This is a genomic window from Aestuariivita sp. (assembly GCF_021404545.1).
GTDB lineage: Bacteria > Pseudomonadota > Alphaproteobacteria > Rhodobacterales > Rhodobacteraceae > Aestuariivita.
This window is the reverse complement of the sequence record NZ_JAAWWD010000002.1, coordinates 149,783-162,301: the sequence shown is the minus strand read 5'-3', so window position 1 is coordinate 162,301 and position 12,519 is coordinate 149,783. Positions and strand designations below refer to the sequence as shown.

The window sequence follows — 12,519 nt, the reverse complement described above, 5'->3', positions numbered from 1 at the left end:
TATGTGTTCCTTTACGGATGTGTCGTATGTGCCCGGTTCTGTGCGACCGAGACCAACATCCATGCAAATGTCACTGTCCACACAACCGCGATCACACCCAGTCCACGCTCAAACGCGCCGTCATAGCCAGTTGGCATAAAAAAGAAGATCGGTGCACAGATAATCCAAAGTGCAGCGCAGCAATACGAAACTGCCGCATACCGCCGCGCGATCTTTGACATGCCTCTCGCCAAAAGCACAAATAGCGCCGCAAAGACCAAGCCGAGCACGTAGACCACATAAATGTGAATCACGATACCCTCATTATCCTGATCACCATATTCATTTCTGGCGCCGATGATGACCACGCAGATCGCAAGTAGCGAAAGACACGCGATCCCGATATTCCACCTTGTTCCATCGAGATGGTAATGTGCCGCGCCCAATGCACAGGCAACAAGCGATCCGGTGTAGCAATAGAGCGCTACATCCTGGATAATCTCGTATTTACTCGCGGCAAGATCGCTGACCGTATCCGCAACCCAGTCGTGATCCGGAACGACAATACTGCCGATGATATTCCCGAGGACTGAACCACTACCGGCTGGCGCCGGTAGGATCGGCGATGTGCTGTTCCAGGTACTGAAGTACGATGTCTTCCGTGATTGCGCCGTTGGTTGTCGAGAAATACCCGCGTCCCCAAAACCGCCTGCCCCAATAACGCTTCTTGAGCTGCGGGAACTCCCGTTGCACCTTGTGGGACGACCGGCCCTTCATCAGCCGCACCAGATCGCTGACCGCCAGCTTGGGCGGCACCGACACGAACATGTGGACATGATCGGACGACAGCACGCCCCGGATGATGTCAACGCCCTTTTCCCGGCAGACCTGGCGGCAGATGTCTCGGACTCGCAAACGGATATCACCGGTGAGCACCTTGTAACGGTACTTCGTCGACCACATGAGGTGGTAGCGGTGGTAGAAAACGCAGTGGCTGCCGGTGTTGTATTGCATGTCCTTACCCTCTGGAAAATGAGCCTTCGACCCGGCTGCGGCTCATTTTCCAGAGGGTAAGGACATAAGCTCGTTGACTCACGCTAAAGCGGGACCGACTGGAAGTCGGTGGGTTTGCTCCAGGGAGTGGAAACTAAAACAAGCGATCCCGCAATTGCGACGGCTCCGGTCGCAAGCAGTAGGTGGGCATTTGCCTGATCATTGGTCAACATACCGATTTACGCTTCTTCTTTCATTGAACGATTAGGGCGCAATGGCTTTGGCACGTTGCCTTTGCCAGCAGGCCAGCCCTCACGCTGGGTCTTGCGGTCGCCGTCTGTCTCCTCGGTTTGGTCATGGAACAGATGCACCTGTGTGGGATAGGGCATGTCGATACCTTCCTCATCGAGGGCGATGTAGCAGGCCTGCAACACGCGCCCGAAAGTGTGGATCTGCGACGCCCGGTCCGATTTTGTCCACCAGCGCAAGCGCACCACGTTTGCGGAATCCCCCAATTCGATTGGAATGGTTTCGGGGGCAGGGTCCTGTTCGACACCCTCCACGCTGGCACAGGCATTTTCGATGACTTCACGTGCTTTGAACCAATCGTCATTGCAGCCGATACCGATGTCATATTCCGAACGTCGTGTTTCAAAGGCCGTGTTGACCACAACACTGTCAGTATAGATGTCAGAATTCGGTATCACGACACGACGGCCATCATACGTCTTGATCATTGTCGCGCGGGTCTCGATCTTTTCAACGGTTCCTTCATGCCCGCCGGAAACAATTTGATCGCCGACCTCAAAAGGCTGACGCAGCAGGATCAGGATACCCGCCAGCATGTTTTGTAGAATATCCTTGAAAGCAAAACCGATGGCGACTGAACTTACGCCCAAACCGCCAATCAGATCACCAGGGGTGATCGAAGGCGCAATAATGGTTACGGCAAGCATGAAGCCCACCACCACGATGGCCCATCTTGCGAGCGCACCGCCAACATCGCCGAGACTTTCGCGTCCACGGTGATCTGCGAGACGATTTATCAGTTTGCCGACTGCGAGCCCGACAAACCAAAAAATGACAGCCACAACAATGGCTACCAAAATATTGGGGAGCAGCCTAAACAAACCGTCAAGCCAGGAATCGAGCTTGTTAAAGATCAGACCAGCATTCGCATCGATCTCGTCCATGAGGGATTGTCCTTCAAATTGGGCATTGTAGTGGTCTGCTTAGCTGAAGGGCGGTTTCTGCGTCATAGAGAAACCGCCCTGCACCAGATTTAGACGTGGTCGTCCAAACGGTCGCCTACGAGACTGTCAGGTTTACCAGCAAAGGCACCTCCACAGGCAGCAGCAAGTCCAAGCACAGAAGCGAGAGACAATAGCAGCGCGATTGCCGCCACAGCATCACTTGCCGCCTGCACGGTCTCAACTGCTTTGGTCTGCACCTTCTGCGCCACATCGCGCACTTCGGCAACGGCTGCTTCGACACGTGCATCCACGGTGTCAACGATTTGCTGGGCTTCCTGGGGGGTGATGCCCAGACGACGCTCCATTACCGCAAGCGCTTCTTGCCGGTCTTCGTCGGAAATAATCGCATCCGGCCCACCAAGCAGGTCGTCAGCAAAGGCATCCAGATCCGCACCGATATCTCCAGGCGATGTGACCACATCCTGCAAAGTTGATTTGGCTAGAGCGACGGCTTCGGCCTGCTCGTCGCGGCTGAACACATTTCGAAATGCAGCTTTTGCTTCGGTGCGCAGGTTCTGTTCGGTGATGCCATTCTCACGCAACGTCGTCTGAGCCTCTTCCGGCAGATCACCCATCGAGAGATCATCGATCAATTCTGAAGGGCGGGGCAGGGAGATGTCATCAGGCATGACTGCATCACCAGACGAAGAAATCGCACTGGCAGAGCTGCTCATCAATGTGCCCGCAGCACCAAACACGGAACCCGCCCCGATGACCGAGGCCCAGGCGAGGAAAATCGTGGCGATGGCCCAGACGGAGGCACCATGCAGCACCGACGAGATGGTGCGCGGTACACCAGCCAGACGGGCGGCGATGTATCCACCAGCGGCCAAGGCGATCAACTGCGTCACGATGAGATAAATGCCTGCAGATGCTGGCATACCTGCTGTCGGGTTACGGTCAAACTGCGGGTCCATCACAGCGGAGCCGATGCCAAGTCCAAAAGTAGCGAAGAGGATCATCAGCGCAACCGACACGGCTGATCCTGCGAAAATGGCTCCCCAGAAAACGCGGCTCAACGCATTACCGGCAGCGTTTGCATTATTGTCGATCAAGGTCATGAGACCCTCCATCATTGCCCGTTAAATTAAGTGCCGTAGCGGCACCGCAGTTTGGGTTTGATGGACGATCGCACCCTTCGATCACGAAGACATACCAACAACGTCTTCGTGGCGCGGGGCGGATTTACTAATCTCGGACAAGGTTTGCCCATTTGCGCCGCGTCGAGCGGACTGCGGCCTGTCTTTCGACGCATTTCTCTGCTTAAGTCTGTAGTGGGTTTGAGCAGTTTGCGCTCATCATTCTTGGACTGCTCGATAAAGCCGACCGGCAGGTGAACCGGAAAGTGAAACAAGGAAGAAACTAGATGAAAAACGAGAAAAAATCAAACGAGTCAGACAAATCTATACTATCAGAGTTAAACGAGGATCAGACTGATAAGGGCAGCAAGAAATCTACGCCAGATGAAAGCGGGTCGTCCGTTCTGTCAAAGATCAACGATGATCCAAAGGACTGACAGTGCCTCGCGTCACGGTTGCTCTGCCGACACACCGGGGCCGGGTTTGATGAAATCTTTCTAGAACAGTCTTGAGGGGAGGCGAAGCCAATGACGCTTAAAAATGCCAGCCGCCCTAGCGTATAGACCCTTGCTGGGGTTGACCACTGCGGTCACACAATTTTCCGTTCCGGGCAGCCGTCAACCTGGAACAGTAATTGCGGTGTTAGCGGCAAACATCTGGTTAGAGGCGCCCATAGCTATGACCAGCATAGAAAAGACGCAGTACCGGAAAATGTTTGTTGTAGCAACGCCGAGATACATCGATTGATGTGGCGGTAGGCGGGCAACGATAGCGGGAACCTACTATCGACGCTGCTAGTCCAACAAGGCGGGCCTTTGTTTCGGCAAGGATTCTACCGCAACGTCCGCGTTCCGCTGTTTCGGCCATGTTGCTGCGAAAGCGCGGTCTTGGATTGGGCGAAATCGACGTTTATGAATGACCGTAACGACGATTTGCGCCGCGCTGCTACGATGACCGTGCCGCAGATGCGAGAGATTGCTGCGTCAGCGAAATGCAAAAATCGAATGGCGGTTCAGTCCCGCATAGCACCAGTTCTTAAGAAACGCGGCGAATGGCTGCAATGGCGGTCTCACGTTTATCAGGCCTCAATGTCCTCCGAAACCTCCTGACGGAGGGCTGGCCCCTTTGCCAGACGTCGTCCAAGTGCGGCGATGAATGCGTCATACCGTTCGCCTGCCTGCGCTTTGGCCGCAGCCCGCGCAGGTTCAGGCAGTGGCGGGTTGGTCGTCAGCCAAAACCGAACGAACAGCGCCAGGGTTTCGACCGAAATGCTGACGTCGCGCTCCAAGCGGATCATGCGGCGGTCGATTTGGTCAAGGCGTTTGGTCGTTGCCGCTTCTTGGCGTTCCGCAGCATCTGCCGACAGAAATGACGCAATCGCGGCCTCCGCGACAAGCGAGCGAGAATGATCGCGCCGGGCCGCGTAATCGACGAGTGACGTCATGATATCCGGGTCAAGGTAGACGGATAGGCGGTGTTTCTTGGGCTGTTTCATCCTGATGCCTTTACATATCGATGCCATCGTTCGGGTCCATTGAAGCCTGTCGGGCAAGCTGGCGCGCTTGTTTTTCAAATTGCGTCAGTTGAACGGCTCGGTTGATTGCTGATTTCTTGAAATCAGTTTCGAACTCGTTCTCGATTGGTCCGCTCGGATCCATTGGCGGCTGCTGATCGAATTCAGGCTGTTGTCGCTGTTCGTATCGGGTTTCGCCCGCTTCATTCTCTTCAGAAGTTGAATCTGAATCAGCAGATTTAGGGCGCGGTGGCAGGGGTCGTGTTGTCCAATCGTCAGTATCCGCTTGCGCGGCCGAGGTATGTGCGGTCGGTGCAGGCAAGATTCGTGCTTGGAACTGATCATCCTCGAAGTACCGCGCCTTCTTTGCTCGGATCGGCGGAGTGCCTGCGACCATGACGATCTCGTCCGATGGTGGGAGTTGCATCACCTCACCGGGGGTCAGCAGCGGGCGCGCAGTCTCTTGCCGGCTGACCATGAGATGGCCGAGCCAGGGCGACAGGCGATGCCCGGCGTAGTTTTTCATTGCGCGCATCTCCGTGGCGGTGCCCAACGCATCCGAGACGCGTTTGGCCGTCCGCTCGTCATTGGTGGCGAAGCTTACGCGCACATGACAGTTGTCGAGGATCGAGTTGTTTGGCCCATAGGCCTTTTCGATCTGGTTCAGCGATTGGGCGATCAGGAAGCTCTTGATGCCGTACCCAGCCATGAAGGCGAGCGCGCTTTCAAAGAAATCAAGACGACCGAGGGCAGGGAACTCATCCAGCATCAACAGCAGCCGATGGTGTCGGGTCTGGCCATGAAGGTCTTCGGTCAACCGGCGACCGATCTGATTGAGGATTAGGCGGATGAGCGGCTTGGTGCGGTTGATGTCGGAGGGTGGGACGACAAGATAGAGCGTGACGGGATCGTCGCTTTCGACAAGCTGGGCGATACGCCAGTCGCAGCGCCGGGTTACTTGTGCGACTACGGGGTCACGATAGAGACCAAGGAATGACATTGCGGTCGACAGCACACCGGAGCGCTCGTTGCCAGACTTGTTCAGGAGTTCCCGTGCGGCGCTTGCAATGACCGGATGCGCGCCAGCCGACCCTAGGTGCGCCGTCGCCATCATGGCTTGGAGCGTGGCTTCAATGCTGCGTTTGGGATCGGATAGGAAATTGGCGACGCCTGCGAGCGTTTTGTCCGCCTCCGCATACAGGACGTGAAGGATCGCACCAACAAGCAGCGCGTGGCTTGTTTTCTCCCAGTGATTGCGTTTCTCGAGAGAGCCTTCTGGATCTACGAGAATGTCAGCAATATTCTGCACGTCGCGCACCTCCCATGCGCCGCGACGGACTTCCAGCAGAGGATTATAGGCGTTTGATTTAGTATCGGTTGGATCAAACAGCAGCACTTGGCCATGCCTTGCACGAAACCCGGCCGTCAGTTGCCAATTCTCACCCTTGATGTCGTGCACGATCACCGATCCTGGCCACGTGAGGAGCGACGGGATGACGAGCCCAACACCCTTGCCGGATCGCGTCGGCGCGAAACAGAGAACATGTTCCGGTCCGTCATGTCGCAGATAATGCTGATCGAGCTTTCCCAGCACAACGCCACTTGGATCAAACAGTCCGGCGTTTTTGACATCTTTCTGATTTGCCCACCGTGCGGATCCATAGGTGTCGACCTCCGAGGCCTCGCGCGCCCGCAACACCGACATGAAAATCGCAACCCCAACGGCCATGAACCCGCCTGATGCTGCGATAAGCGCACCTTCAATGAAGATCGGCGGGGCGTAAGCGTCAAAGGCATACCACCACCAGAAGAAGGCTGGCGGATGATAGATTGGCCAGCCAAAGAGCTCGAACCACGGCGTGCCGAGTTGCGGTTGGAATCCGAGCCGCAGCGCTGTCCACTGCGTGGCCGCCCATGTGGTGGTGAGCACGATCAGCGAAACGATGATGATTTGCCCCCAGAGGATTTTTGTCCCGGTCATGTGTTACTCCCTCCTGCGATAACTGCCGTTACAAACTCAAACCGCGGTTGCGCCCAAAGTCCCAATCGACACCGCCATTGCCGCGCGCGATTCCCGAGATGTGTTTGCCCAGATGTCTTTCGACGGAAGGTGTCCAGGGCACGAGTTGGAACCCTAATCCGTCGTTGATCATGGCGAAGCGACCGGAGGCGAGGGAGAGGCGACGTTGATAGGTTCCGGATACAAATTCGCCTGCTGACGATGGCGTGCAGGGCTGGCCCGTCTCGCCCGCCAGTTTTTCGCCCGCAGCCGCAAGTTCGCGTGTGCGCAGTGTCGTCAGGAGCGCGCGGTTGAAGATCACCCGGTTGCCATGGCGCTGTGCCAAGCCTTCGGCAATCAGGTGCTCAGCGCGTTGGTTGAGCGCGTCGCTGACTTCTGCACCGAAGCCACCATTGCCCAACGGTACCGGATCGCGGGCAATTGCATGGCGATCAAGCCAGGTCGCACCTTTTGCCGTCACCTGCTGTTCAATCGAAAAGTCGGACCGAACCGCAAGCGCGACCTGGCGGCGACCTTTGGCACCCTCGAACTTGCGCAGTTCCACGATCGATCCCGGCGCGCTGTCTCCGGCGGCATCGATATGCGGAAGCCGAATGTGATGGGTGCGACCGTCAACACCGTCGATCACGGCATAGGCTGTGCCTTTCAACTCGTCGTCCAAACCACGATCGAGGAGTCGCCCGACAATGGGATCGTTTAGGCCGTCGCTTGCAAGGACATAGTTAGCTGTGCTGCGCGCGATGCCGCGTGCTGTAAGTCCGCGATGGATGCGCTTGATGATGTCGCCGCGCTCGCCGAGTTCGCGCAAGGTTGGTTCTGTGTCTTCGTCCATCACCCATTGGCCTGGGCCAACTTGATCGGCCAGACCAAGTGTTTCCAATTTGCGCAACCGGCCGATCTTGAGCGCATGATGGTCGTCAGGCTTATGGCCAGACACCGGCGCGAGATCAATAATGCCGAGGCGATTGGCGTCTCGTGCAAGCTGCCGATCGAGGTTGGTCCAACTTTCGCTGTCGATCTGGCGTTCGAGCGTGTTGCGAATGTCGCGGTCTGTCCGGTGGCCAAGGTCTTGCGTGATCAGATCTTGAGCCCGCGCCCGTATCCCCTCCTTGATATAGTCTCGCGCTATGACGAGATCTTCGTCACTATCGGTTCGGCCCCGAGCGATGACATGGATGTGCGGGTGTTCGGTGTTCCAGTGATCGACGCCGACCCAATCTAGTTTTGTGCCCAGATCCTTTTCGGCCTGATGCATCAGGTCGCGTGTGAAAGATTTGAGGTCGGTCATATCGACGGCGTCCTCTGGCGAGACAATGAAGCGGAAATGGTGTCGATCCTCTTCGCAGCGTTCCGCAAATGTCTTGGCATCTACCTCGTCCTCGTCTGGCCCGAACATGTGGGCTTTCTCTCCATCCCGGGTGACGCCTTCACGTCGCAGATAGGCAAGGTGCGTGGCGAGCGGAGCGCTGCGCGCGTTGTGGCGGACGACCCGGGTCTTGATGACGGCGATCCGCGAACGGCTCGTAAGCCGGTGGTTTGCCTGCACGGTGGCGCGTCTGCCGCGCCCGAAGGACGAGCGGTTGCCCGACGTGATCTTGCCGGACCGAGAGACGCGACCACCAGCACGTTGAGTAGCTGCCAAGGCCTGGGAGATGAAGGGTCGGGCTCTCTGGCTGCTTGATGATCGAATGCGGCCGGGTCGGATGCGGAAGTCGTCTTCGCTCATGAGGGCAGCTCCACACATCGCGCTAAGATGTTGAAATTAATACAGAAGAATTTAATTGGCAGGCTGCGCTGATGATGCGCACCTCGCGAATTCTCTACGTAAGTCTTTGAAATCACTCTCCACAACCGAGGCACACATCGTGCCCTTTTATCTCGCCATCCCTTTCCTCTGTCTCCTGTTGCACACCTCTTGATACGCCAGACTGCGCGGTAGACCTCTAGGGTGCGATTTCGCCACCTGCCCATCATTGCGAGGGGGCCGAGCGAGATGGTGTGACGAATATCCCGTCCGAACGATCCGCAGACGGGGCAAGGGCATGCGGACCCAAAGCTCTCGGATCGGCGTCAGATTGACGGTAATTCTGCGGTTGAGCTGTTGTCGGTGCGCCATCGACAGGCGCTACAAAGAGCGCGGCGTCACGCCAATCCGCCGGTCGTACGGTAGTATGACGGCTGCCCGGCGGACACTCTGATCCGATCATCGGCGCAAGCATCGCGACGTAGGCGCGGGTTTCGCGCGGCAGTGGACGTCCCGTCGCGAGATGCTCCGCATAGCGGTTTGGACCCGCGTTGTAGGCGGCGAGAAAGCCCGGCGCGCCGAAGAGATCGTACATCTCGCGCAGATAGGCTGTGCCTCCAAGGATGTTGTTTCGCGGCTCAAACGGGTCGTTGCCGAGACGATGGCGAAGGCGCAAATCGGCCCAAGTGCCGGGCATGATTTGCATGAGACCCATCGCCCCGGCGGTCGACACTGCTCTCACGCGGCCCGCACTTTCAACCTGCATCACCGCGCTTATCCAGTGCTCCGGAATGCCGAACCGCTGCGACGCTTCGGCGATATGGTCGGCATGAGGATGCGCGGATGAACGCTCACTGGCGACACTCTGGGCATGCGTCGGTATCGGGATGGCAACACCGACAAGCAGTCCGGAAAGTAGGAAAAGGGACACAATTTGGGTGGGTAATTGCCACTTGGAGGTTCGGTTGATGTGCGGGTTGTCCATCGGATCAGGACCGGTCGCGGCGCTTCGGGGGCCGGTTCCAGGTGAGCAGATAAAGCTCATTGTCCTGCACCGAATGAAACAGATTTGCGTTGATCGGATTCGGCAAAGCCGGATCGTCAATCAGCACCGAGACGTAAGCCCCAGCCTTCTCGCCAGTGCGTTTCCAGCCCGCACCGACTTCCACGCTTTGGTCGTCTGTGCCGATAAGCACGCGGTAGTCGGGCGCATTCTCTGCATCGTTGTGGTCGGTCGGAATGAGCGTCAGTTCGACATCAAGGGTGAGGGTTTTTAATCGACCGCAATAGCCGTCTCTGGTGCGGGTGAGCTGTCCGATATGTGCCATGAGGTTTTCCTTTCAGGGCGTGCTGGTGATTGTGAATAGGGTGTCGTCGATCACATCGGACGACGATGGTTGGTGCGCGGCGTGATCTTCGGCGGTCCAAATTGGGATTGCTTCGGCGAGGAGGGCGCTGCGCGGGATCGGTCCGAAATAACGACCGTCGAGGCTGGTCTCGACATGCGGGTTCATCAGAAAGACTTCGTCAGATGTAATGCGGAGGCAGCCCCACCAGACGGGCATTGGACGACCAAAACTGTCAGTAACTCGCGCTTCTCCCACACTGACTCCATCGACAGTGATGTTGCGGCCGATCCGGCAGACGATCTGTCCCGGCAGCCCGGCCACATGTTTGAGAAGGGGGATTTCTGGTGGCAGGTAGCCTCGTTCGGCGATGAACGCGGCGATCGGGTCGGGCGCAGTCACGGCGACGAGATCGCGCGGGCCAAGATGGTCGATCGACTGCAGACGATAGAGGCCGATTGGGACAGAGGGGCTGGCATTCCAGAGGAACAGGGTTGGCATTGCGACGGCAGTTGAAACGGCAATCGCTCCCACTGCGATGAACACGACACTTGCCCAGATGCGGCGCGTCATTGACTGGCTCTCCGGCGCTTGATCCAAGCCATATGTCGTTGGATAGTGTACACGCGCGGAGGTTCACCCGCCGCAATCCGGTTGTGGACATGACGCCAATAGTCCTGCGCGACGTCTGCGGGATTGATGCCGAGCGCTTCGATGGTGTCGGTCGCTTGCAGCACTTGCTGGACCTTTGACCAGCCTGTCAGGCGCAGGAGACTTTCACCGCCTGGGCGCACGCAGGGTAAGGTTTGATGCGGTTCGCCGGGATCGACGGCGCGCAGGATGTCGATGCGCGAAAAGATCGTCCCGTAGTCGTTTGACCGCCAGCGGACCAAGGCGAAGACGCTGCCCGGTGCAAAGCTGACGACGCGGCGATGACGATCTAGGATCTGTTCTTTTGCAACGCGACCGAAGCGGATCCAGTATTCAATCTTGCCCTCGATCCAGATTAACTCGACATGCGTTAGCGCGCGGGTACGCAGATCATGGGTCTTTCCTGTGACTGACTGGGAGCGGGCTTGTTCAATTCTCATCGCGCGGCCCCGCAATGTTGGTGTCGCGCATCTGAACGCCTTTGTCCCCAATGCGACGGGTCCTACTACCAAAGTTAGAATCTCTGTTAGATTCTAAGTTAAGGGCCGAATTTTCCGAATTTTGACCTCGGGTTAGGTTGGTTTTTGGTTCCCGATAGCACGAGCCATCGGTTCCTGATGGCACGATAGGGCCGGTTCCTGATAGCACGAGGCCGTCCACAGGTTGTCCACAGACGACTGGCGCAAATGCGAGGAGCGTTTGTCGGCGGGGTCCATTCTCAATCCACAAACGGTATCCGGGTAGGGGCTGGCGATGGACGATGCCACGTAACTCGAAGGCAAAGCGCTTGAACGGTGAGAGGCTGCCGGATTTCAGATAGAGATGGCGAAATTCGAACCGCCAGCCGTGTCGTTGGCGACCCCCGTGCTTGCGTACGATGCGGTAGAGCCATCGATCATATCCTCCCGTGAGCGAGAAATAGGCGCGGTCGATGGTGAGTATGGGCGCGTTGTCCAAGACCGCATTGTAGAACCAGTCCGGCACGATCAATTCGAGGCCTGCAGGCCTGCCTTGAAGATCGAAACGCTCGACCCATTCGTTGATCCAGGAAAAACGGTGCCGCCGGCCTTCGCTGGATTGGCGGATCGTTGTTGCAATGGTGGTGGATTGCAGGCGGTCCAATGCGGCTTTCAGACGCTGATAGTCACGCGCGCTCACGCCGCGTCCGATGAAGGTGAGGATTTCGTAAGGGGTTGCGGCCATCAGGCGGGAAGTGCGCAAGCCTGCGTCGCGCGCTTCGACGATTTGGCTTGCGGCCCAGATCAGGATATCGGCGTCCCAGATGGTTGCCATGCCGTGCTCGGCGACAGCCTCTACGCGGATCATAACCCCGGCTACCGCATAGTCGATGGGTTGGGTGCGCCGCGATTTGGCGAGGCTGAAGAACGGATAGGCCATCAGATCCTGCGCATCGCGCGGCGCAAGAACGGTGCCGTGAGCCCGAAACAGCTCCAGCTGCCCGCGTTCAGATGGGATTGGCGCGCGTTTGATCATGACACGAAATCCTAAGACGGATCAGCGCGACCGGCCGCCGGAGCGGGTCAGCGCGACAGGGTCATGATGTTTGGCCGGTAGGACTGACCCGCGCGGGTCTGACGTCGATGTGACAGCACCGCGATTGGCCCAGGCTTGCAGGTCATCGATGGAATAGACGACCCGTCCGCCGAGCTTATGGTACGCGGGGCCTGTCCCGTAGGTACGGTGTTTTTCCAGCGTGCGGCCGGACAGACTCAGAAAACGCGCCGCTTCAGGCGTGCGCAGATAGCGTGGCGGTAAGTCGGTTGTATTTGCGGGCATGATCGTGCCTCCGTGGGTTCCAATGCAGCCACCAGAGAGGGGCGGCGGATTGCGGCCACGATGGCGAAGAAGAACCGGGAAGGGGGATGGGGAAGTAACGGGTGCTAAAATTGCACCCCTTTTGCGCAGTCGCAGTGGCAACGG

13 protein-coding genes are annotated in these 12,519 nt (G+C 57.7%); all 13 read right to left on the bottom strand.

The window, feature by feature from the left end; genetic code table 11:
• Nucleotides 1–11 precede the first annotated feature (11 nt).
• Nucleotides 12–554: a DUF998 domain-containing protein gene (locus HEP69_RS01990; RefSeq protein WP_290556918.1), complete on the bottom strand. Its 543-nt coding sequence runs from the start codon at nucleotides 552–554 to the stop codon at nucleotides 12–14.
• Between the two features lie 22 nt (nucleotides 555–576).
• Nucleotides 577–993, bottom strand: coding sequence for an IS200/IS605 family transposase (gene tnpA / locus HEP69_RS01985; RefSeq protein ID WP_290556835.1), 417 nt, complete (start codon nucleotides 991–993; stop codon nucleotides 577–579).
• A 218-nt stretch (nucleotides 994–1,211) separates the two neighbouring features.
• Nucleotides 1,212–2,165: a mechanosensitive ion channel family protein gene (locus HEP69_RS01980; protein ID WP_290556834.1), complete on the bottom strand. Its 954-nt coding sequence runs from the start codon at nucleotides 2,163–2,165 to the stop codon at nucleotides 1,212–1,214.
• An 89-nt stretch (nucleotides 2,166–2,254) separates the two neighbouring features.
• Nucleotides 2,255–3,286 (bottom strand): hypothetical protein, encoded by a 1,032-nt coding sequence (locus HEP69_RS01975; RefSeq protein ID WP_290556833.1) that lies wholly within the window; start codon nucleotides 3,284–3,286, stop codon nucleotides 2,255–2,257.
• Between the two features lie 1,096 nt (nucleotides 3,287–4,382).
• Nucleotides 4,383–4,799: a CopG family transcriptional regulator gene (locus tag HEP69_RS01970; RefSeq protein WP_290556832.1), complete on the bottom strand. Its 417-nt coding sequence runs from the start codon at nucleotides 4,797–4,799 to the stop codon at nucleotides 4,383–4,385.
• A 10-nt stretch (nucleotides 4,800–4,809) separates the two neighbouring features.
• The gene (locus HEP69_RS01965; RefSeq protein ID WP_290556831.1) at nucleotides 4,810–6,798 is read right to left on the bottom strand and encodes a conjugal transfer protein TraG; all 1,989 of its coding nucleotides are present in this window, start codon (nucleotides 6,796–6,798) and stop codon (nucleotides 4,810–4,812) included.
• Between the two features lie 28 nt (nucleotides 6,799–6,826).
• The gene (locus HEP69_RS01960; protein WP_290556830.1) at nucleotides 6,827–8,563 is read right to left on the bottom strand and encodes a VirD2 family relaxase/mobilization nuclease; all 1,737 of its coding nucleotides are present in this window, start codon (nucleotides 8,561–8,563) and stop codon (nucleotides 6,827–6,829) included.
• A 244-nt stretch (nucleotides 8,564–8,807) separates the two neighbouring features.
• Nucleotides 8,808–9,566 (bottom strand): lytic transglycosylase domain-containing protein, encoded by a 759-nt coding sequence (locus tag HEP69_RS01955; protein ID WP_290556829.1) that lies wholly within the window; start codon nucleotides 9,564–9,566, stop codon nucleotides 8,808–8,810.
• Nucleotides 9,567–9,570: 4 nt separating this feature from the next.
• Nucleotides 9,571–9,909, bottom strand: coding sequence for a DUF736 domain-containing protein (locus HEP69_RS01950; protein ID WP_290556828.1), 339 nt, complete (start codon nucleotides 9,907–9,909; stop codon nucleotides 9,571–9,573).
• Nucleotides 9,910–9,921: 12 nt separating this feature from the next.
• Nucleotides 9,922–10,500: a S26 family signal peptidase gene (locus HEP69_RS01945; RefSeq protein ID WP_290556827.1), complete on the bottom strand. Its 579-nt coding sequence runs from the start codon at nucleotides 10,498–10,500 to the stop codon at nucleotides 9,922–9,924.
• The gene (locus HEP69_RS01940; RefSeq protein ID WP_290556826.1) at nucleotides 10,497–11,018 is read right to left on the bottom strand and encodes a DUF2840 domain-containing protein; all 522 of its coding nucleotides are present in this window, start codon (nucleotides 11,016–11,018) and stop codon (nucleotides 10,497–10,499) included. Before HEP69_RS01940 ends, HEP69_RS01945 begins: the two co-directional genes overlap by 4 nt.
• Nucleotides 11,008–12,072, bottom strand: a complete 1,065-nt coding sequence (locus HEP69_RS01935) for a replication initiator protein A (RefSeq protein ID WP_290556825.1) — start codon at nucleotides 12,070–12,072, stop codon at nucleotides 11,008–11,010. The genes HEP69_RS01940 and HEP69_RS01935 overlap by 11 nt, the downstream gene beginning before the upstream one ends.
• 21 nt (nucleotides 12,073–12,093) lie before the next feature.
• The gene (locus HEP69_RS01930; protein WP_290556824.1) at nucleotides 12,094–12,375 is read right to left on the bottom strand and encodes a helix-turn-helix domain-containing protein; all 282 of its coding nucleotides are present in this window, start codon (nucleotides 12,373–12,375) and stop codon (nucleotides 12,094–12,096) included.
• Nucleotides 12,376–12,519: the final 144 nt, after the last annotated feature.